This window comes from Cyanobium sp. Maggiore-St4-Cus, from assembly GCF_024345615.1.
Classification (GTDB): Bacteria; Cyanobacteriota; Cyanobacteriia; order PCC-6307; family Cyanobiaceae; genus Cyanobium_A; species Cyanobium_A usitatum.
Map to the genome: position 1 here is coordinate 45250 of NZ_JAGQBL010000002.1, position 19914 is coordinate 65163.

Annotated in this window: 20 protein-coding genes and 1 tRNA gene; 14 read left to right on the top strand and 7 right to left on the bottom strand. The window is 60.8% G+C overall.

All coding sequences use genetic code 11. The features are described 5' to 3' along the window. The first annotated feature begins 16 nt into the window (after positions 1–16). Entirely contained in the window at positions 17–1468 is a 1452-nt protein-coding gene (rlmD, locus tag KBY99_RS01965) for a 23S rRNA (uracil(1939)-C(5))-methyltransferase RlmD (RefSeq protein WP_254997008.1), read from the top strand. A 22-nt stretch (positions 1469–1490) separates the two neighbouring features. Here rlmD and pheT read toward each other — a convergent pair whose 3' ends face one another. Continuing rightward, positions 1491–3941: a phenylalanine--tRNA ligase subunit beta gene (gene pheT / locus KBY99_RS01970; RefSeq protein ID WP_254997009.1), complete on the bottom strand. Its 2451-nt coding sequence runs from the start codon at positions 3939–3941 to the stop codon at positions 1491–1493. A gap of 111 nt (positions 3942–4052) precedes the next feature. Here pheT and rpmG point away from each other — a divergent pair, with 111 nt between their 5' ends. The 3 genes from rpmG (at position 4053) to KBY99_RS01985 (ending at position 6640) form a co-directional block, all read left to right on the top strand. Next, entirely contained in the window at positions 4053–4247 is a 195-nt protein-coding gene (gene rpmG / locus KBY99_RS01975; protein WP_106501787.1) for a 50S ribosomal protein L33, read from the top strand. Between the two features lie 112 nt (positions 4248–4359). Continuing rightward, positions 4360–4581 (top strand): 30S ribosomal protein S18, encoded by a 222-nt coding sequence (gene rpsR, locus KBY99_RS01980; RefSeq protein ID WP_106501788.1) that lies wholly within the window; start codon positions 4360–4362, stop codon positions 4579–4581. 295 nt (positions 4582–4876) lie between these two features. Further along, entirely contained in the window at positions 4877–6640 is a 1764-nt protein-coding gene (locus KBY99_RS01985) for a ribonuclease catalytic domain-containing protein (protein ID WP_254997010.1), read from the top strand. Here KBY99_RS01985 and KBY99_RS01990 read toward each other — a convergent pair. Continuing rightward, positions 6637–8457: an FAD-dependent oxidoreductase gene (locus KBY99_RS01990; protein ID WP_254997012.1), complete on the bottom strand. Its 1821-nt coding sequence runs from the start codon at positions 8455–8457 to the stop codon at positions 6637–6639. The genes KBY99_RS01985 and KBY99_RS01990 overlap by 4 nt on opposite strands. 101 nt (positions 8458–8558) lie before the next feature. Between KBY99_RS01990 and KBY99_RS01995 the strand changes: the two genes are divergently transcribed. After that, the gene (locus KBY99_RS01995) at positions 8559–10145 is read left to right on the top strand and encodes a methionine--tRNA ligase (protein ID WP_254997014.1); all 1587 of its coding nucleotides are present in this window, start codon (positions 8559–8561) and stop codon (positions 10143–10145) included. Then, positions 10142–11332, top strand: a complete 1191-nt coding sequence (lptC, locus tag KBY99_RS02000; RefSeq protein WP_254997016.1) for an LPS export ABC transporter periplasmic protein LptC — start codon at positions 10142–10144, stop codon at positions 11330–11332. Before KBY99_RS01995 ends, lptC begins: the two co-directional genes overlap by 4 nt. Here the strand turns inward: lptC and KBY99_RS02005 are convergent. Then, positions 11235–11933, bottom strand: a complete 699-nt coding sequence (locus KBY99_RS02005; protein WP_254997017.1) for a cofactor assembly of complex C subunit B — start codon at positions 11931–11933, stop codon at positions 11235–11237. The genes lptC and KBY99_RS02005 overlap by 98 nt on opposite strands. A gap of 68 nt (positions 11934–12001) precedes the next feature. Here KBY99_RS02005 and psb32 point away from each other — a divergent pair, with 68 nt between their 5' ends. From psb32 to KBY99_RS02035, 6 genes are all read left to right on the top strand, one after another. Continuing rightward, positions 12002–12697, top strand: a complete 696-nt coding sequence (gene psb32 / locus KBY99_RS02010) for a photosystem II repair protein Psb32 (protein WP_254997018.1) — start codon at positions 12002–12004, stop codon at positions 12695–12697. A gap of 4 nt (positions 12698–12701) precedes the next feature. Continuing rightward, positions 12702–13847, top strand: a complete 1146-nt coding sequence (pxcA, locus tag KBY99_RS02015) for a proton extrusion protein PcxA (RefSeq protein WP_254997019.1) — start codon at positions 12702–12704, stop codon at positions 13845–13847. Positions 13848–13869: 22 nt separating this feature from the next. Beyond that, a complete protein-coding gene (gene cobU / locus KBY99_RS02020) occupies positions 13870–14397 on the top strand; it encodes a bifunctional adenosylcobinamide kinase/adenosylcobinamide-phosphate guanylyltransferase (RefSeq protein ID WP_254997020.1) in 528 nt (175 codons plus the stop codon). Positions 14398–14399: 2 nt separating this feature from the next. Then, positions 14400–14885, top strand: a complete 486-nt coding sequence (locus tag KBY99_RS02025) for a tRNA (cytidine(34)-2'-O)-methyltransferase (RefSeq protein WP_254997022.1) — start codon at positions 14400–14402, stop codon at positions 14883–14885. A 144-nt stretch (positions 14886–15029) separates the two neighbouring features. Next, positions 15030–16052 (top strand): peptidoglycan DD-metalloendopeptidase family protein, encoded by a 1023-nt coding sequence (locus KBY99_RS02030; protein ID WP_254997024.1) that lies wholly within the window; start codon positions 15030–15032, stop codon positions 16050–16052. Between the two features lie 14 nt (positions 16053–16066). After that, positions 16067–16140: transfer RNA gene (locus KBY99_RS02035), tRNA-Met, on the top strand. 55 nt (positions 16141–16195) lie between these two features. Here the strand turns inward: KBY99_RS02035 and KBY99_RS02040 are convergent. Beyond that, the gene (locus KBY99_RS02040; RefSeq protein ID WP_254997025.1) at positions 16196–16552 is read right to left on the bottom strand and encodes a hypothetical protein; all 357 of its coding nucleotides are present in this window, start codon (positions 16550–16552) and stop codon (positions 16196–16198) included. Between the two features lie 145 nt (positions 16553–16697). On the opposite strand from KBY99_RS02040, the gene KBY99_RS02045 reads away from it, so the two are divergent. Next, positions 16698–17288: a peroxiredoxin gene (locus tag KBY99_RS02045; protein ID WP_254997026.1), complete on the top strand. Its 591-nt coding sequence runs from the start codon at positions 16698–16700 to the stop codon at positions 17286–17288. 101 nt (positions 17289–17389) lie between these two features. Here the strand turns inward: KBY99_RS02045 and purQ are convergent, their stop codons facing one another. Both purQ and purS read right to left on the bottom strand, forming a co-directional pair. Next, positions 17390–18043 (bottom strand): phosphoribosylformylglycinamidine synthase subunit PurQ, encoded by a 654-nt coding sequence (gene purQ / locus KBY99_RS02050; protein WP_254997028.1) that lies wholly within the window; start codon positions 18041–18043, stop codon positions 17390–17392. After that, positions 18040–18312 (bottom strand): phosphoribosylformylglycinamidine synthase subunit PurS, encoded by a 273-nt coding sequence (gene purS, locus KBY99_RS02055; RefSeq protein ID WP_254997030.1) that lies wholly within the window; start codon positions 18310–18312, stop codon positions 18040–18042. Before purS ends, purQ begins: the two co-directional genes overlap by 4 nt. Positions 18313–18553: 241 nt before the next feature. On the opposite strand from purS, the gene KBY99_RS02060 reads away from it, so the two are divergent. Then, positions 18554–18760: a hypothetical protein gene (locus tag KBY99_RS02060; protein ID WP_254997033.1), complete on the top strand. Its 207-nt coding sequence runs from the start codon at positions 18554–18556 to the stop codon at positions 18758–18760. A gap of 4 nt (positions 18761–18764) precedes the next feature. Here KBY99_RS02060 and KBY99_RS02065 read toward each other — a convergent pair whose 3' ends face one another. Further along, positions 18765–19913, bottom strand: coding sequence for a GTP-binding protein (locus tag KBY99_RS02065; RefSeq protein WP_254997035.1), 1149 nt, complete (start codon positions 19911–19913; stop codon positions 18765–18767). Position 19914 lies beyond the last annotated feature (1 nt).

Genomic DNA, 19914 nt, shown 5'->3' on the forward strand with positions numbered 1-19914 from the left:
GGATTGGTAGGCGGGCGTGGGCACTAAAAGCTTTGGCAACGGCGCTGGTGGTGGCAAGAGCGATGGCCTCGATCTATCCACCGGCATGACCGTGACGGTGGCCATCACCGGCCTATCCCATGACGGGCAGGGCGTGGCCCGTCTCGCAGATCGGGTCTTGTTTGTAGCTGGTGCCTTGCCTGGGGAGCAGGCGAAAGTACGCCTCACCCACAAGGCCCGTCGCCACTGGTTGGCCGAGCTGCAACAGGTGCTTGAGCCGGCAGCGGAGCGTCGAAGGCCTCCTTGCATCCTTGCTGAAGACTGTGGTGGTTGCAGCTTGCAGCACCTAGACGACTCGGCCCAGCAGCACTGGAAGCACCAAAAAGTCGTTGATGCCCTACGGCGTATTGCCCACCTTGATACGGAGGTTGCGCCCTTAATGGCAGCGCCAGAAGGGCTCGGCTATCGCAACAGGGCGATTATCCCGCTTGAGCGCTGCGAGGACGGGCGGTTGCGGGCTGGCTTTTATCGCCCTGGCACCCACAAAATTGTCAATATGAATCGCTGCCCGGTGCTTGATCCGCGCCTGGACGCTCTGATCGCACCGCTTAAGTCGGATCTTGAGACCAGTGACTGGCCGGTTGATCGGGACTGCCGCGAGGGGGGTGGCCTGCGCCATTTGGCCCTGCGAATCGGCAGCTACACGGGTGAGTTGCTGATCACCCTGGTAAGCAGCACCCCAGACCTGGAGGGCATCGAGATCCTGGCTGCCCAATGGATGCACCGCTGGCCCGAATTAGTGGGGGTGTGCCTGAACCTGCAACCCCTAGCCACCAACACCCTGATGGGACCCGAGACACGTGTGGTGGTCGGACGTAGCTGGGTGCAGGAGCGTTTCTGCGACCTCGAGCTGCGCATTGCAGCAGACACCTTTTTCCAGGTCCATACCCGACAGGCTGAGCGAATAGTACCCCTGGTGCTTGCAGCCCTTGCGGGCTCTGCGCCTGGCGTGATGGTTGATGCCTACTGCGGCATTGGCACCTACAGCCTGCCGGTGGCTGCGGCTGGTTGGCACGTTCACGGCATTGAACTAAGCCCCGAGGCCGTGCACCAGGCCAAGGCCAATGCCCGCGAAAACGGCCTAAGTGAATCAGCCACCTTTGAGACCGGGGTCGTGGCCGAGTGCCTGGCTGAGCACCTAGTTCACTGCGATGCGGTGTTTCTCGATCCCCCCCGCAAGGGACTGGAGCCCGCCACCCTGCAGGCGATCATCGAACGCCCCCCTGCCCACCTGCTCTACCTCAGTTGCGACCCCGCCACCCTGGCCCGGGACCTGGGCCAGCTGGTTGGCGGCGGCAGTTATCGATTGGAGAGCGTTCAGCCGATCGACTTTTTCCCCCAAACAAGCCACGTAGAAACATTGACCGTTCTGAGCCGTATCGGAGCTGGCGTCCCAACCCCGCAGCCCGAGGCAGCGGAGCAGGAGTAGGGGTAGATCCGCCGCCTGGATATCAGCTACGCAACAGGGCGCCCAGCTGCTTTTCCAGGGCTGCCCGGATCGAGGAGTGGGCTGCTTCCACCTCTTCATCGGTGAGGGTGCGGCTGGCATCGCGGTAGCGCAGCCGGAAGGCTTGACTGCACTGGCCTGCAGCAAGTTGACCGCCCTCGTAGCGGTCTACTAATTCCGCATGCTCCAGCAGCGGCTTGCCGGCTTTGCGAATCACCTGAAGCAGCTCAGCTGAGTTCGTGCTGGCTGCCACCACTACGGCCAGATCTCGCTCCGAAGCTGGAACTGTGGCATAGGGGGCAAAGGCTGGCTGCCAGCGGTTGCGGCGGGTGGCGGCGATCAGCAAGGCATCGAGTTCGAGCTCGAAGATGATGCTTGTTTGCGGCAGGTCTAGCTTTTCGGCCTGCTCAGGGTGCAGCTGGCCAAACCAGCCCTGGGGCCGCCCTTCCACTACTAGCTGGGCGGCTCGACCCGGGTGTAGCAATGGGTGCTGGGTGAGTGGGCGATCTTCGATTGGGATCGCCAGCGCTGCCAAGGCTTGCTGCAGCAGGCCGCGGGCCTGGTGATAGCTGGGAGGCTGGGGTTTACCACTGCTGCTCCAGCGCTCACCTCGCCGTTCGCCACAGATAACCCCAGCCAGCAGCTGGCGAGCAGACCTGGCGGCATCGCTGCTGAACACCTGGCCGATCTCAAAAGCCCAGAAACCTGGCTGCCCACTTTGCAAGTTGCGGCGTGCAGCGGCGAGCAATTCGCCATGCAGGTTGTCGCGCAGGTAGCCGTAATCAGCTAGCAGGGGATTAGCCAGGGGTATGCGCCCAGCTGCTGCCGGCACCAGTGAAAAGCTGCAGGCTTCCTGCAGCCCGGCAGCGCACAGTTGGCGGCGCAGGCGGCGCTCCACCTGCTGGGCTGGAGTAAGTCCCCCAGGCTCCAGTGGGTCGGGTAGGTGGCAGGCGAAGTGGTCGTAACCAACCAGGCGGGCCACCTCCTCGATTAGGTCAACCTCCCGTTGCAGATCCATCAACCGTGAGGGGGGCACGGTGACGAGCCAACCCTCACCATCTACGTTTTCTGCCAGCTGGCAACCAAGGGCCGTCAAGGTCTGGACGATCCTGTCGTCACTGAGGTCTGAATAGTCTTCGCCGTCTTGAACAGGTCCAAGCAGATTGTGTAGGGCGTCGCGCCTCAGCTGCAACGGCTCGATTGGCTGTTCGGCTCGTTGATGCAGCCAGCGGCCCGAAACCTTGGCAGCGCAATGTTGCTTAAGCAGGGCCACGGCCCGATCTGCAGCAGCGAGGGTGGCCTCCCTTGGCAACCCCTTCTCAAAACGGCTGCTTGCTTCAGTGCGTAAGCCAACGCTGCGGGCGGAGCGGCGCACCGCCTGGGGAGCAAACACAGCAGCCTCAAGCCAGATTGAGGTGGTGGCTTCATTAACGGCTTCATCCGCACCACCCATCACGCCAGCCAGGGCGATGGGGCGGTTGCTGTAAGTAACCACCAGGGCTTCGGGGCTGAGTTTGTGCTCCGTGGCGTCCAGGCTGGTGAATTCCTCACCATCAAGCGCCTGGCGTAGCCCCAGGCTGGCTAGCTGGGGTTCGTTGTCTCCGTCGATTACAGCTAGGCGCTTGCTGTCGAAGGCGTGCAGGGGTTGTCCCGTCTCCAGCATCACCAGGTTGGTGATGTCAACAATGTTGTTGATCGGGCGAATGCCGGCCTTCTGCAGGCGCTGTTGCAGCCAGAGGGGCGATGGGGCGACCTTCAGCCCATCGAGGGCCGTGATGCTGAATAGCCCCCCAGCCTCAACTGCGATCCGGTCGCTGGCGGAAAGAGGCAGCGGCTGGCTGGGTGCGGCAATTTCAGGGGCCTTTATGTGGGTCTGGCCGCCCACCAGGGCCGCCACCTCCCTCGCTATGCCTTGCATTGAGAGGCCATCAGGTCGGTTGGCGGTGATCGCCAACTCCAAAACCTGGTCATCCAGCCCCAGGCTTGGTCCCACTGCTATGCCCAGGGGGGGCACCTGCTCCAGCAGCTCATCAAGAATGGCGATTCCTTCCCCCTCTGCCGTCTGGCCAAGCTCGGCAAGGGAGCAGATCATGCCGCTGCTGGCCACACCGCGCAGTTCGGCGGGCTTGATCGTCAGGTTGACCGCCGGCAGAGTGGCGCCCACCAGGGCAACGGGCACATGGATACCCGCCCGTACATTCGCTGCCCCGCAGACGATCTGCAGGGTTTCGGCGGCGCCGATATCAACTGAACAGACGCTCAGCTTGTCTGCGTTGGGATGGGCCTGACGTTCACGCACGAAGCCCACCACGACACCGCCGGCTTGGGCGGCTAGGTCCTCTATGGCATCTACCTCAAAACCAGCCAAAGACAGACGCTCTGCTAGCGGCCCTGGAGCGAGGGCTTGTTCGGGGCCGGTCACCAGCTCCTGCAGCCATTGGAGCGAGACCCGCATAGCCCGTGGTGTGTTGAACCTTGATCTTAGGGATCAACTGGGGGGTGGGACTACCGCCAGGTAAGGTGTCAACTTGTCCTTTCGCATCGCTCCAGCGGCGCAACGTCCTTCATGGCTAAAAACAAGGGCGTCCGGATCGTGATCACTCTCGAGTGCACCGAATGCCGGTCCAACCCCGCAAAGCGTTCTCCAGGTGTGTCCCGTTACACCACTGAGAAGAATCGCCGTAACACCACCGAACGGCTTGAGCTGAAGAAGTTCTGTACCCACTGCAACTCCTCGACGGTTCACAAGGAAATCAAGTGATTCAGGCTTGGGCCCCAGCTTTGGAGCTCAATCATCAGTTTCAACTCGATTGCCCCAGCCCCGTCAGGTACTGGTCAGATTCAGCTTCATTCACTACTCGCCTTCGTAATCCATGTCCAGCTCTTTTTTCAAAAAGCGCCTGTCGCCAATCAAGCCTGGCGATCCTATTGACTATAAAGACGTCGATCTGCTCAAGAAGTTCATCACTGAGCGTGGCAAGATCCTGCCCCGCCGTCTCACTGGCCTGACAGCCAAACAGCAGCGCGACCTGACCAACTCTGTTAAGCGTGCCCGAATTGTGGCCTTGCTGCCTTTTGTGAATCCCGAAGGCTGAGGCCTGTCCCCTGGCGGCTTCAACCTTCCATCCTGGCGATCTGGTGGGACTGGGCGATGAGCGCGGTCCCCAGCTTGCTGTTGTTTTGGCTGTGGCCTCAAACAAGGCCTCTCTAGCAATTGGAACCAGCGCTAGGCAGCAGATCCAGCCGCTGCGGCAACTTTTGCTTCTCACTTCGTTTTCCGGCGAGTGCGACCCACCCCAGCGGCTCAGCCAAGCTCCGTGGTCGATTAGCGACGACGCTTTGACGGCAGTGCTGCCTTCTCGTAGCGATTTCGCGGCAGCTTGGATCCTGATGCAGGCTGAACCTCAGGGATTGCAGCTGAGCGACTGGGTTGATCTGGTTTCTTCGCGACGGGATGGCCTAGCTGTTGCATCCTGCTGGCGCTGGTGTGCTGGTCCCCAGACCCTGTTCCGTCTGCGTCAAAACCTCGTTGAGGCCAGGCCCCTGACGGATCTTCGCCGGCTGCGGCGAGAACGCCGATTGCGGGTGCTCCAGGAGCAAGCTGAAATGCGCTGGCAGCAGCAGCTGCGCGATCGTCAGCCGCTTGATCTGCAACTGCTCAGCGCAGAGCAGCGCCAGCAGCTTGAGCTATTGGTTGATTGGGCTGGAGGTGAGTGCACAACTCCCCTACCCCTTCCCCTGCGTCAGGCTTTGCAGGCCGCCAAAGTTACGGCCGATACGGGTTCAATTCGCCACCTGCTGGTTGATCTGGGCCAGTGGCAAGCCCACAATTTGCCGTCCCTCCGAGCCACGGTCTGGGAGCAAGGCTTTTCTGCTGATCTACTGGCTGATGCCGAACGCCTACTAGCTAGCGCTGAAACTGAACTACCGGGTGATGCCGAGCGTCTGGACCTCAGCGGCCAGCGCAGCGTCACCATTGATGACGCTGATACCTGCGACATTGACGACGGGTTGGCATTGGAAACAACCCCCGCTGGCCAGGTGAAGATTTGGATCCACGTGGCGGATCCAGGTCGCTTGATTGCGCTGGATTCGCCCCTCGACTTAGAAGCAAGACGGCGGGGCAGCAGTCTTTATCTGGCATCTGGAATTTTGCCGATGTTCCCGGAGGCGCTTGCCACCGGACCGATGAGCCTGCGGGCCGGCCATCGCAGTGCCGCCTGGAGCATCTGGGTTGAACTCGACGGCGATGGGGCTGTTAAGGCTTCGGGATTGCAGCGAAGCTGGGTTAAGCCCACCTACCGGCTCAGCTATGGAGATGCCGACGACCTGATCGATCTAGCCCCGCCTCAGGAGCGCGACCTTGCCGACCTGCACGGCCTGCTGCTGCGCCGCCGCCAGTGGCGTGTGCGCCAGGGGGCCCTGCTGCTGGATCAGCCGGAGGGTCGGATTCGGGCCCAGGGAGACGCGGCCCAGGGAGACGCTCCCCAGCTTGAGATCACCGAACCCAGCCCCGCCCGATTGATGGTGGCCGAAGCGATGATTCTGGCGGGTGCGGTGATAGCTGGCCTTGGCCAAGACCAAGCTTTAGCTCTGCCCTATCGCAGCCAACTAACGGCAACTTTGCCGCCGGAGGCCGAGCTGGCAGCCCTGCCGGCTGGCCCGGTGCGCCATTGCGCCATTAAGCGGTGCCTAAGCCGCGGCCATACCGGCACGGAACCAAGCCCCCATTTCAGCCTGGGCTTGCCGGCCTATGTCCAAGTCACCTCGCCGATTCGCCGCTACGCCGATCTAGTGGCGCAACGGCAACTGCTGGCACTTCAACAGGGAAGCCAGCCCATGATTGCCACCGATCTAGCCGCCCTGCTCTCCGACTTAGACGGTCCGCTCAGGCAGGGGATGCAGATCAGCAGGGAAGACCAGCGTCACTGGCAGCAGGTGTGGTTTGCGGCGCATGGGAGTCAGCATTGGCAGGCCTGTTTCCTGCGCTGGCTGCGGCCCCAGGACAGGCTGGGGCTGGTGCACATTGAGTCCCTGGCCATGGATCTGGCGGCTGAGTGCCCAGCCGGCTCGGATCCAGGCGATCTGCTGCAATTGCGAGTTCAGGCTGTAGACCCCCTGCGCGACCAATTGCGACTGCAGGCCACGGGCTAATCCGCGGCCAGTCGCGAGGCCCGCAACCACGGTCCCCAAGGATTGGCACAGCCAATTAACTTGGCCTTGGTCGGCTTTTCAAGGTTCTGCAGCCAGCGGTTCAGGTCTGGCTCCAGGGTGATGAGAGGCCACTCCCGTTTGGCGTTTTCACTGCTGAGATCGGTGTCGCTCACAAAGGTGTATCCGCCCTGGCCGTCCGGCAGCACCCTTCCATCCCACAGAGACTCCCTGGGTTCTGGACGGCCCTGGCTCGGACTTAGGGGTTTTTGGAATGGGCGCTCAATTTGGCCATTGGCCTGCAGGAGATCGGGATTGGCCAGCAGCTGCAGCTGTCGGGCTAACCAGTCGCTGGTATGCCAGGGGGTGTCCCAGAGCGGCACTACCGCCGCTGGAGCACTTTGATCGTGGAGCAGGCACTGCTGAACGTCCAGGGGCGCAAGCTCAGCTGGGGGGATGCCCCGCTGTACCGCCAGGGCCGCTGCCGCCCCGGCCGCCTGGCCGATGTTCAGAATTAGGGGCTGCAATCGGGTGGCCCCATTGGCCATGTGGCTGCTGCTGAAGGCCTTGTCAGCTGCCAGCAGGTTGTCGATCTCAGCGCTCAGCAGTGCGCCGTAGGGAATGCAGAAGGGAGTGCCGCTCCAGCGCCCTCCCCAGCGGATGCTTTTAGGTGCCAGTGGCCAGTCAGGCCCGGGGTAGTGGTGATCGTTGGCGTAATTGCCCACCGCTATCGACTCCAGTTCGCCGCTGGCATTGAGCGGCAGTGGCCCCTGGGATTCAGCGCTGCCTAGGGGGAGCAGGTGCTGCTCCAGCACCAGCGATCGGCCCAGCAGTCTTCGCCCCTCCCGCCAGTAGGGCATGGCAGCTAGCCAGGGGGCAGGACTGCCGGCTTCAGCTGGAAAGGCATGGCCCAGTTGAAGCCAGCCCCCACTTGCCTGCTCAAGGGCTCTTGCAAACTGCAGGCTGTAGGACTGCATTTCGGCAGCTAATGCAGCTTGCTCCGCTGGATCAGCGCTGAAGGCCCGTTCCAGCCCCTGGTGCCAGTCATTACCGTGCAGCGGCCAGTTGAGCATCACCAGGCCCCCCGGCAGGCGCCCGTAGTTGATCGTGCGCTCTAAACCGAAGGCTTCGCTGGCTCGTTCAAATGGCGCAGCCAAGGGCGGTGGGGTTGGAGCTGGCGTCAACACTTCGCTCTGGAGCTGGCCCATCACCACCCAGGTGGGCGATTGCACAGGTTGTTGCTTAAAAAAAGCTTCCGTTTGCAGCCGTTGCAGGCTGGGGGCACTGGGTTCGCCCCATTGCTCCTGGGCTTCCCAGCCGAATCGAAATGGAGCTTCCGCTAGGGGCAGCAGGTCGCCACGGTCGCTGCCATCGACCACAACTTTGCAGTCCAGCCATTGGGTTTCACCCTTGTGCTCCAGCTGTACTGCTGTGATGCGGGCCCCCTGACGCCGCACCGCCAGCAGGCTGCAGCTTGGCCACCACTGCAGATTGGCCAGTTCGCTTACCCAGCCTTGCAGGATCGCTTCTGCGGTGGCGGGCCGATAACCAAAGCAACTCACCCAGTTTTGATCCAGTCCCTCGGGCTCGGCCTGCTCAAGGGCGCGCAGAAAGGCTCCCCAGAGACCTGTCTGCCAAGGGGTGAGCTCATTGCCATCGGGGCAGCAAACCCCGGCGGCGCTCACCATGCCCCCAAGCCAATTGCCAGGGGTGAGCAACAGCGTGCTGGCACCGCCGCGGGCCGCCTGGATTGCTGCGGCCACCCCACCGGTGCCGCCCCCCCATACCAATACATCCACTGCTTCTGAAGGCAGGGTCATGGCTGGCGGACACGGCTGACCCAAGACTCGCAGGAGATGATCTGAGCAGGCGTGCTCGTGGTCAGCCTTTCTGTCCGTCGCCGCTCCGTAGGATTAAAAGGATGACTTACACGCTCACCACCCCCCTCTATTACGTCAACGACCGCGCCCATCTCGGCAGTGCCTACACAACGCTTGCCTGCGATGCGGTGGCACGCCACCAGCGGCTGAGGGGGAAGTCGGTGATGTTCATCACCGGCTGCGATGAACACGGCCAGAAGATCCAGCGCACGGCCGAAGCGGCTGGACTCAGTCCGCAGGCCCATTGCGATCTAATCAGCGAGGGATATCGCGATCTTTGGAACCGTTGGCAAATCAGCAACGACCGCTTCATCCGCACCACCGACCCACGCCACCGCCAATTGGTGGCTCAATTTTTTGCCCGCGTGGAGGCCAACGGCGACGTAGTGGAGGGGCGTCAGCAGGGCTGGTATTGCGTTGCTTGTGAGGAATTCAAAGATGACGCACCGGGCAGTGAGGATCCCGAATGCCCCATTCATCGCAAGCCCCTGGAATGGCGCGATGAGGTCAATTTGTTTTTCCGCCTTTCCCGCTATCAGGCGCAGATCGAGGCCTTGATCCGCCAGCCGGGCTTCATTGCCCCCGCCAGTAGGCAGAAGGAGGTGGAAAACTTTGTGGCCCAGGGACTGCGCGATTTCTCAATCTCCCGGATCGACCTGCCATGGGGCATTCCGGTCCCCGGCCATGAAGGCCATACCTTTTATGTGTGGTTTGACGCCCTGCTCGGCTATCTCACTGCCCTGCTCGACCCGGCGGAGCCAGTTGTGCTGGAGCAGGTGCTGGAGCGTGGCTGGCCGGCTCAGCTTCATGTGATTGGCAAGGACATCCTGCGCTTCCACGCGGTTTATTGGCCAGCGATGTTGCTGTCCGCAGGGATGCCGCTGCCAGAGCGCGTATTTGGCCACGGCTTCTTGACCCGCGAAGGCCAGAAGATGGGCAAGTCCCTTGGCAATGTGCTTGATCCCGAGATGCTGCTGGATCGTTGTGGCCGCGATGCTGTGCGCTGGTACTTGCTGCGCGACATTCCCTTCGGCGAGGACGGTGATTTCCAGCAGCAGCGCTTCACTGATCTGGTCAACAACGATTTGGCAAATACGATCGGCAACCTGCTGAATCGCACCTCTTCGATGGCACGGCGCTGGTTTGCAGATGCCGTGCCTCCAGCCGGAGCCGCCGCTGAGGCCGATCACCCCCTGGCTGTTGCTGCCCTCGCGGCCGGCAGCAGTGTCAATACGGCCCTAACCGACCTGGACTTCCGTCGCGCCGCTGAAGCGGCGCTGCAACTAGCAATCGCTGCAAATGGGTACCTCAACGACCAGGCCCCTTGGAAGCAAATGAAGTTGGAGGGTCAGGAGAGTTTGGTGGCAGCCGATCTTTATGCCGTGCTTGAGGCCACCCGCTGGGTGGCAGTGCTGTTGGCCCCGCTCCTGCCTGAGCTTTCTGATCGGATGCTGCTCCAGCTCGGTCAGGAACCATTTGCTAGCGGTCCGCTGGCTCCTGCCTGCGCCCCTGGCAGCCAAGCTTCTCCTTGGCTGTTGGCCCAGCGATGGGGTCAGCTAGAGCCCGGTCTCGCCCTGATTGAGCCGCAGCCGGTGATGTTGCGACTTGAGCTCGAGTCACCTTTGTGACCACTACTGCTGTGACCACGACTGCCCGGGTGCAGTGGTGCCCCCTGCTGGCCCTGAGCCTGGGTGCCCTGGTAAGCCTGCCCATGCTGCTGGTTGGATGCGGCACCCAGGTCTCTAAGGAGGAGCCGGCCCAGCCTTTTGTCTTCCGCTCCCTCAACCTGCGCCAGAAGGATTCCAGCGGACGCCCCCTGTGGGAATTGACCAGCCCGGAGGTCCGCTACGACCTCGGTCGTCGTGTTGCCCAAGCCCGCGACCTGCGCGGCACCATCTATGCAAAGGGCAAACCCCTGTATCGAATAACGGCCAGCAGTGGCACCGTCATTAACGATGGCGAAGTGGTCCAGTTGGAGGGCCCAACCCGGCTGCAGCGCCTTGGGCCCAAGCCACTTGTTGTGACCTCTACTCGTGTGCGTTGGTATCCCAAGCAGGAGCGCATGGAATTGGACCGCAGTCCCCGCGCCTCCCAGGGGGCGTTGCTCGTGTCCGCTCGCCGGGCCCGCTTTTGGATCAAGCAGGACAAGTTGGAGTTGAGGGGGGACCCCCTGTTAGAGGGTTCAGGGGCGGTCGGCTTGAAGCTGGCGCTGAGTTCTGCAGATTGGTTCCCAACGACTGGCCAACTGATCGGTCGAGGGCCAGTTCGGGGAGAACGGCGTCTAGCAGCTAGTGGAGTTCAAAAACTTTCGGCGCCTTCCCTTACCGGTAATTCCCTGCTTCAGCTGATCGACCTACAGGCGCCGGTGCAGGTGCTGGATCCTGGCCGGAAGGGCCGTCTTGATGCCAGCCATACTCGCCTCGACCTGGCGCGGGAGCGCCTTAGCAGTGCCTATCCATTCACCGCTGTGCTGGATCAGTCCCGGCTTAGCGGCACTGGTTTTGAAGCGATTGGTCCTAGTCACACCCTGGTGGTTCCCCTTAATTGCCGCCTGACCCAACCGACCGATTCCCTCTTCGCCAATAGCTGTAGCTGGAATTGGCAGACAAATCAGATTGAGGCCCTTGGTGCTGTCGAGCTGCGCCGTACGGCTCTTGCCCAGGTCACCCGCTCTCAGCGGCTTCAGGGCGTGCTTACTAAGCAGGGGATGGCCGTGGTTAGCAGTCCGGGGGCGCGGGTGGAATCTCGGGTGACCTTGCCTCCCCGGGCCCGATCAGGTCCTGATTCCCGCAAGCCGGTTCCATTCGCTCTCTAAGCCGCTGGGACCAACCCTCGAGCCAGGTCAAATCGCTGCGGCTAAAGCAGCGCGGCGACCAGCCGGCAAGCACTACCAAGCCCCTCGAGTCAATCGGCTGAACCACTACGGCTGGCACCCCTGGCAGCAGGCACTCAAATTCAGCACGGCCTGGATACAGGTTCAGATCTACAAGTGAGATGGCGGCACCTTTTTCTTGGGCTCGCTGGCAGATAGCTCCTGGTTCAAAGGGCACCTGCGCCAGTAGGCCGCGGCGCAGCAAACACTTGTTTTGCCACAGCACCACCACCGCTGCCGCCGGGGTGGCGGTGAGCAACATCTGGCTACCCCACCCCAATTCTTCTAATAACGCTTCCGGTAGCCCATCTGCGAGCTCCACTCCCTGCACCCCTTCGAGGGCAACTCGGGCAGCCGCTTCGGGCAAGGCCCGGGTCCAGAGCACACCTACCAACATCAGAGCAACCGCCAGGAAGCTGGCCAATACGGCGGCTCGCTCGAGGGCGGGATCGATGTTGGTCGCGGTTGTTTGATTCAGTACAACCAGGGCCAGGGAGGCCACCCCAGAGAGAAAACAGACCCTTGCGGGTGTGGAGGGGGCCATGGGGGTTAAGCAGGAGGCGACAGCTGGGCCCGCAGGCGGCAAACTAGATCCATGTTGGGCCTGAACCGTTGCCCCCTTCCCTGCGTGTGACCCGTCGGATTCCCTTATTGGGAGTTGTGGCAGCCCTGTTTATGGGCTTTGCAGCCTTTTGGATGCCTGCCCCGGCCCTGGCAATTGCCGCAAGTGGTCTACCGGCCTCCGCTCCCCAGGAACGCATCCTTGACACCGCAGATGTGCTGAGCCGAGCAGCCATCGGCGAGTTAAGTAAAACCCTCGAAAGTTTTTCAGCAGAGCGGGTGGATGCCCACTTGATCACCGTTAACCGCCTTGACTACGGGCTTAGCCTTTCCCAGCTGGGCAATTCAGTGCTGGAGCGTTGGTCTGAGTCTGGGGGTGAGCCCAACCAGGTGCTCTTTTTAATCGACAGCCAGACGAACAGTGCGGCGGTTGTTTCCTCTCCAGGCCTGGTTACCCAGCTTGATGCCAGCCTGCTACGCAGCACGGCCCGAACCACGATGGCCCAGCCGATCCGCGATGGCGGTCGCTATCGCCAGGGCAGCCTCGATGCCATGACTCGCCTGCTCACCGTGCTGCAGGGAGGTGAGGATCCCGGTGAACCAATCACCGCTGAGGTTGTCACCCAGCCCACCAACATCCCCACGAAGGAGGAAACGAAGTCAAGTAATGCCTTTACTTGGATTGTGGTGCTTCTAACGGTTGGCACGATTGTGCCCATGCTCACTTGGTGGGTCTTCTCGCGCTGATCCGATGGCACTTACCAACTGGATGGGGGCATTTGGGCGCGCCCAAGCCCTAGACCTCAGCAACGATCTTGAGCGCGGTTATGAATCCGCCCTACTAATCCAGAGCATCGAGCTAGAGCACTACAACGACCGGCCCGTACGCCCTGAATTGGACCTGCGTATTCCCAGGTCGGCCCAGGCCCAGTTACTGCGTCGTTTTCGAGCTGCGCTAGAGGTCTGCCGCCAGTCTGTACAAACCTTGCAGACCCACCGAGGCGAGCTGGCAGGTCAGGAAATTCGCCAGTTTCAACTGATTGAGTCTGTAGTTGCCCGCTACGCGGCCAGTAGGGATCCTCTGCCTGCTATCAGTCGCTCCCCGGAGGTGCTGCCCCGCAGCCTGATTGGTGTTGTTGATCAGGTGCGTCGCCAGCTCGACCCCGAGGCTGAAGCGAATGTGGTGGCTGGCTTTCGGCGACGCAGAGACTCCACTTTGGTGTCATTGCGCATCCTGCTACTGCTGATTTTGGTGCCGGTGCTGGTGCAGCAAATCAGCCGCACCTATGTGTTTTCCCCCCTGGTTGATCGCTTCGCTCCAGATAACGCCTTTCTTACCTATCCCAAACCAAAGCTTGAGGAGAAAGCCGTAGAGAAATTACGGCTTTTCCAGGCGGAGATTGAATTTGATGCCCTCTTGAACGGCAATCCCCTGCCAAGCCGTGATGAGCTGCAGATGCAGTTGGCGAGCAAGGCTCAGTCGCTCAAGGATGAAGCTGATCTGGAAAGCACCCACGCTATTAAGAACGTGCTTGCCGATCTCGGTGGCCTGGTCGGTTTTGTTTGCGTTTGCTTGTTTGGTAGGCGTGATCTTCAGGTGTTGCGCGGTTTTCTAGATGAACTTGTGTATGGATTGAGCGACAGCGCCAAGGCCTTCGGAATCATCTTATTTACCGATATTTTTGTTGGCTTTCACAGCCCGGAGGGCTGGACAGTGCTGCTGGATGGCGTTGCTCACCACCTCGGCCTGCCTGCCCAGGAGAATTTTATAATGCTATTTATTGCTACCTTCCCGGTGGTTTTAGCGACCGTGTTCAAATACTGGATTTTCCGCTATCTCAACCGTGTTTCACCTTCTTCTGTGGCCACGCTCCACAACATGAATGGTGGTGGTTGATTCCTACCAGCCATGCACTCTTGTGCTCGGTCCTGCCCGTAGTGGCAAGAGCCGCTGGGCCGAGCACCTCGCCAAGGAGTCGGGCCTGCCGGTTACCTACTTGGCAACCGGGCCTCAGCCAAGCGCCGAAGATGCTGCCTGGTTGGCGAGGGTTGAGGTCCACGCCGCTAGACGTCCACCGCACTGGAGCGTCTTGGAGGTTGATAGCGCTTTAGCCGGCGCCCTCGACTGCCTTAGCCCCCCTGGCATTGCTCTTGTCGATTCCCTCGGCACCTGGGTCGCTGCTGGCCTTGAGCTCGATAGTTCTGCTTGGCAACAGCGCTGTACAGCTCTTGTCCAAAGCCTGAGCAGCTGCAAGGTGCCCGTGCTGCTCGTGAGTGAGCAAACCGGGTGGGGGGTTGTGCCTGCCACTGCGATTGGCGGTTTGTTTCGCGATCGCCTTGGCTCCTTGGAGCAGCAGCTTGCCCCCCTCTGCGCTGCCATCTGGCTTGTGGTTGCGGGCCGCGCTCTCAATCTGAGCAACCTGGGTTTTGCCGTACCAGCTCTTTGATCGTGCCCCGGATCGTTTTGTTTCAGCCCCAAATCCCACCCAACACGGGCAGTGTGGCGCGAACCTGCGCGGCCACCGGCACGGAGCTGCACCTAGTGGAGCCCCTGGGCTTCCAAATCAATGATCGCCAGCTCAAGCGGGCTGGCCTCGACTATTGGCCCCTGGTGTCATTGCAGCGCCATGCCGACTGGTCAGCGTTTGCTGATCACCGTGTCCGCAGCGGCGGTCGCCTGATCGCCCTTAGTAGCCATGCAAGCCAGCCCTACACCAGTTGGCAATTTGAACCCGATGACTGGCTGCTGTTTGGCCGCGAAACCGACGGCCTACCAACGGATGTGCTGGCCTCGGCCGATGCGGCTCTCACGATCCCAATGTCAGGTGCCAAGCGGCCCCAGCAGGCCGGAGTGCGTAGCCTCAACCTCTCCGTGTCGGTTGGGGTGGTGTTGTTTGAGGCGCTGCGACAACAGAATTTGCTGACATTGGCGTGATCCCCTGAGGTGACAGGGATCTGGTCACCCCATCAGCGCCCTTGGTCGCAACCACCACTTGTGGCGGTGAGTTCCGTCCGCTACTGTCTGCCCGACTTGGGGATATCGGCTTCTCCACAGGTTTTGTCCGACTGAATGAATTGCATGAAGCCTTTGCAAACGACTCTGCGATTCCTGATCCCCTGCGCCATTGCCCTGCCGGCAGTGGTCGCAGCTCTTGACCCCGCCGATATCGAGAAGGCTTCTGTTGATTCTTTGATCGCTGCCCTACCTGCCCCCAGCATCGACAAGATCTGGGTCAAGGTGCGGCAGCCCATCAGCGTTGAAGAGCTATCCAGCAGCCTCAAGCTCGCCGAAGAGCGATTGGCCAAGCTCAACGACGTCAACGAAGACCACCATTTTCGTCAAGGTGACTGGCTTGTTGTTCCCAGCCAGCAGTCGAGGCAAATAAAGCAGCTGGCAGCGATCGATACCAGCGAGCTGCGCCGTACACCTCCTCTCCAGTCCCTTCCTCCTGTGGAGGAGCGTGCTGTTGTCCGCTTTGGCGACACCGTCGTAAAGATTGCTCAGCGCTATGGACTGACCCTGCAGGAACTGCTGCGTCTCAATCCTGGCCTTGAAACCGCACGCCTTGTCGTCGGTAGCCAGGTACGCCTCGCTCAGGCGTCTTCCGGTCGCACCCGCATGGTGCTGGGGCTCAAGCCAACCACTAGCGGCGGTATCAGTTGGCCCGAACTGCCTGGTTTTGATGAGCTCAACAATCCCTTTGCTGGCCCAAGCTCAGCCCAGGGCTGGATTTGGCCGACCAAGGGAGTTTTTTCTTCCGGATACGGCTGGCGCTGGGGTCGCATGCACAAGGGGATCGACGTAGCCAACAACGTGGGGACACCGATCGTGGCGGCCAAGGCCGGTCGGGTGGTCTTCTCGGGCTGGCATGACGGCGGCTACGGCTACTTGGTGACCTTGGCCCATGCCGATGGCAGCCGCTCCCTTTACGGCCACAACAGCCGCCTAATGGTCCGAGTTGGGCAGGATGTTGAACAGGGATCATTGATTTCCCATATGGGCAGCACGGGCCGAAGCACCGGACCCCACCTCCACTTCGAGATCCATCCCCCGAGCTCCGGGGCTGCCAACCCTCTTCAGTTTCTGCCACCTAGGGCCTGATAAACTCAATCAACGGCTCGGTAGCTCAGCTGGTTAGAGCGTGGGATTCATAACCCCAAGGTCGGGAGTTCAAGTCTCCCCCGAGCCATTTCTTTGACTGGGCCTTGCTTTTGGCCCCTTTTTATTTTCTATCTCCCTCCTAACTAGCGCAACTCGACTGTGTTGAGCCTTTCTCGAAATGAGGCCCCATCGACGTTTTCGCTTGCAATGCTTCCCATCAGCTCAAGTGGATCTGGATCAAGCTTTAATTGTTGAATTTCCGACGAGGCAGAGGAGGCGCCAGCAGTTGTGGCAGCACCACCCCGGCGTCCACGGCCATAGCCCTGGGAGCGCCCCTCAATTGCCCGAATCAACGACTTGCTGCGGTTGACCTCTCCAATGCTCTGGCCTTCCTTGGGCCGGACCAATGGGTTGCCCTTCAGTTCAGAGCGCAGCTGGCTAAGCAGACGGAAATGCCCAGTCGTGTTGTATTTCCGCAGCACACTCGGCTCCCAAGCCATCGCCATCACTCCCATAGACAACACAAGGATCAGCCTATGGCCCCATCAGCCTGGATCATGTGATAAATTGTGAACAGCAACTGGTAGTCGATCCGACTTTGGACTGAAGTCCCCAGTGCGCCCAGCCCTCACTTCCTTAACCAGCATGTCCCGGCTAGTTGGCCTGCAGGCTCCAGATTTCACAGCCACCGCCGTGGTGGATCAGGAATTCAAGGAGATCAGTCTCTCCCAGTACCGCGGCAAGTACGTGGTGTTGTTCTTCTACCCCCTCGATTTCACCTTCGTCTGCCCAACGGAGATCATCGCTTTCTCCGAACGCTACGCAGACTTCTCCAGCCGCAACTGCGAAGTGCTGGGTGTTTCCGTCGATAGCCAGTTCAGCCACCTCGCCTGGGTTCAGACAGATCGTAAGAACGGTGGTATCGGCGATATCGCCTATCCCCTCGTTGCAGACCTCAAGAAGGACATCGCCCGCTCCTACGAAGTACTCGATGAGGATGCAGGCGTGGCTCTACGTGGTCTGTTCATCATTGATCCTGATGGCGTGATCATGCAAAGCACAATCAACAATTTGCCCGTGGGCCGCAGTGTGGACGAGACCCTACGTCTGCTGCAGGCTTTCCAGCACATCCGCAACAACCCAGACGAAGTCTGCCCAGCAAACTGGAATCCCGGTGATAAGACCATGAATCCCGACCCGGTTAAGAGCAAGGAGTTCTTCGCCGCCGTCAACTGATTGCTATCAGGGCTGGAATTGTTTGGTCCTCAGCGATCAAACCGGGGGCCTTCGGCCCCCTTTTTTTGCGACCAATTGCTGTGTGTCGAGCTCGCCCGGCTTCAATTGCGCAGGCTGGCAAGCAGCCTCAATCCGTCGAGCCCCCCCGTGAGCGGGTCGCAGGCCCGCTCCGGATGGGGCATCAGCCCCAGCACATTGCCGCCTGCGTTGGTTAGGCCCGCCACATCACCAACCGAGCCGTTGGGATTGCTTGCATAGCGCAACACCACCTGACCATTTGCTTCGAGCTCGGCCAGTTGCTCGCTCTCGCACTGGTATCGCCCCTCCCCATGGGCGATCGGCAGCACGATCGCTTCAGCCTCGCCATACCCTTTCAGCCAGCGACAGTTGCCCGGATTAACGCTCAGCGGGGTTGGTTCACAGAGAAAATGCAGCCGTGCATTGCGAGTGAGAGCACCTGGCAACAACCCCATCTCAGTGAGTACCTGAAAGCCATTGCAGATACCCAACACCGCACCGCCTGCTTCAGCGAAAACCCTCACCGACTCCAATACGGGGGCAAACCTGGCAATTGCACCGCAACGCAAATAGTCTCCATAGCTGAAGCCGCCAGGGATTACCACAGCGTCTAGGCCGCTGAGATCGCGCTCCTCATGCCAAAGGAAGCGAGTCGGTAGACCGACACAACCCTCTAAGGCCCAGCGCACATCCCGGTCGCAATTTGAGCCTGGAAACACCACGATGCCAATGGTCATTGCTGCTGCTCCCCGGCCTTTTCAAGCAGCTCTAGCTGCCAATTTTCGATCACAGGATTGGCAAACAAGCGGTCACTGAGTAGCTCCAGCTGAGCTTGGGCGGTGGTTTTGTCCGGAGCCTCCAGTTCCAGCTCTATTGCCTTGCCGATGCGCAAGCTGCGGACGCCATCGACGCCGAGTCGGGCCGCTGCAGCCCTGGTGGCCTCGCCAGCCGGATCAAGCACCGAGGGCCGAAGTGAAACCTGAACGCGAGCGCGGAAGAGTGGCACCAGAGGAGCAGGAGGTTTGTTAAATCTTGGCAGCCCGGTGGCCCGCTGACGTCACTTTTGGTCAGCTTGAAAGCAGCCCGCTGGTATTTCGGCCGTGGTTTGGCGCTTCAACTCAGTTCCAATTGGCGTCTTGCCAGCCTGCAGGGCTCTGCTGGCTGGCTTGATAGCCCTTTGTGTGCCAGCTGCGCTTTCCCAGCCGTTGCAGTGCCGTCTGGCTGATGGGCCTTGGCAGCCATGCACGATGCTCGTTCAAGCCCCGGCAGCAGAGCTGCCTATTCGGTGGACAATTGAGCTCGGCCCGCGTCGAATCGACTTCCGCAACGACGGCACTGGCACGGTGCAGATGCTTGATTCAACAGGGTGGTTGCCGGTTGAAACCAGCTGGATTGCGGGGCCTGCGCTCTGCTGGAACGGGCTATGCGCCCAAGGGGATATCCCCTTGGATTGATCAGCTAGTTAGCAGCTGCCAGCTCACCGGTCAGGGCCTGGTCTAGGCAGGCTTCGATTGCAGGGCGATCCAGTTGGAAGCCAAGCAAAACCAGCTCTAGGCCTGGGGCCTGCTGGGTGACCGAAGCCTGCCCAGCCCCGGATTCAAACCAGCACTCCAGCCGTGGTCCAACAGCCTGGATCTGAAGCGGCAAGTTCTTACCTGAAAGCCAAAGACGGCCCTTGAGCCGGATCAGGGCGCTATCACTCACCAAATGCAGCAGTTGTTGCTCAAGGGCAACCCGGCAAAAATCGCCAGCCAGCTCGAGGGCAAGCGTCTCGATGGCAACATGGCTGTGATCGTGATGCCCGTGATCGTGGTGATCATGGTGATCATGGTGATCATGGTGATCATGGTGATCATGGTGATCATGATCATGGTCATGGTCGTGATGCTCATGGCCTGTGGTGTTTGGCTGCCGGCGCTCAAGGCCCAGCACGAGCTCTGGGGAGACCACCCCCCTGCCCATCGACAACAGCACAGCTCCGGGCTGCAGCTGGGGGGCAAGGGCCTCATGCACCAGATCAATCTCGCCTGCAGATAGGCAGTCGGCCCGGCTAATCAAAACCAGATCGGCAGCCTCAAGCTGCTCGGCAAACAGTTCATCGATAGCCGAAGCGTGATCCAGGCTTGGATCAGCGAGCCGCTGGACCTCGAGAGCGGCTGGATTTGCCACCACACTGCCTGCTGCAAGGGCTTCGCCATCGACTACTGCCACCACGCCATTGAGGCGAATGCGAGTGCGGATTTGCGGCCAATTCAGGGCTGCAATCAATGGTTCGGGCAGGGCCAGGCCACTGGTTTCCACCACGATCCCATCGAGGCTTTCTGCTCTCTCAAGCAGCTTCTCCATGGTTGGCAGGAAGTCGTCTTGGACCGTGCAGCAGAGGCAGCCATTTGCCAACTCCACCAGGCGGGTGTCTAGCTCATCTTCTGGGCAAAAACCACAGCTGCGGAGCAGGTCTCCGTCGATACCCACCTCGCCAAATTCATTGACCAGCACAGCCAGTCGCTGACCGCTGTTCAGCAGCAGATGACGCAGCAAGGTTGTTTTGCCCGCGCCCAGAAAACCTGTCACCACGGTGACAGGCAGCCTTCCACTTTGTGTCGTCATC

Coding starts and splice junctions, on each gene's coding strand:
- KBY99_RS02040 (WP_254997025.1), bottom strand. CDS start 16,552: ATGGCTTGGGAGCCGAGTGTGCTGCGGAAATACAACACGACTGGGCAT.
- rpsR (WP_106501788.1), top strand. CDS start 4,360: ATGTCCAGCTCTTTTTTCAAAAAGCGCCTGTCGCCAATCAAGCCTGGC.
- KBY99_RS01985 (WP_254997010.1), top strand. CDS start 4,877: ATGCAGGCTGAACCTCAGGGATTGCAGCTGAGCGACTGGGTTGATCTG.
- KBY99_RS02030 (WP_254997024.1), top strand. CDS start 15,030: ATGAAGCCTTTGCAAACGACTCTGCGATTCCTGATCCCCTGCGCCATT.
- rpmG (WP_106501787.1), top strand. CDS start 4,053: ATGGCTAAAAACAAGGGCGTCCGGATCGTGATCACTCTCGAGTGCACC.
- KBY99_RS02065 (WP_254997035.1), bottom strand. CDS start 19,913: ATGACGACACAAAGTGGAAGGCTGCCTGTCACCGTGGTGACAGGTTTT.
- KBY99_RS01990 (WP_254997012.1), bottom strand. CDS start 8,457: ATGACCCTGCCTTCAGAAGCAGTGGATGTATTGGTATGGGGGGGCGGC.
- KBY99_RS02045 (WP_254997026.1), top strand. CDS start 16,698: ATGTCCCGGCTAGTTGGCCTGCAGGCTCCAGATTTCACAGCCACCGCC.
- pxcA (WP_254997019.1), top strand. CDS start 12,702: ATGGCACTTACCAACTGGATGGGGGCATTTGGGCGCGCCCAAGCCCTA.
- pheT (WP_254997009.1), bottom strand. CDS start 3,941: ATGCGGGTCTCGCTCCAATGGCTGCAGGAGCTGGTGACCGGCCCCGAA.
- KBY99_RS02060 (WP_254997033.1), top strand. CDS start 18,554: ATGCTCGTTCAAGCCCCGGCAGCAGAGCTGCCTATTCGGTGGACAATT.
- KBY99_RS01995 (WP_254997014.1), top strand. CDS start 8,559: ATGACTTACACGCTCACCACCCCCCTCTATTACGTCAACGACCGCGCC.
- purQ (WP_254997028.1), bottom strand. CDS start 18,043: ATGACCATTGGCATCGTGGTGTTTCCAGGCTCAAATTGCGACCGGGAT.
- KBY99_RS02005 (WP_254997017.1), bottom strand. CDS start 11,933: ATGGCCCCCTCCACACCCGCAAGGGTCTGTTTTCTCTCTGGGGTGGCC.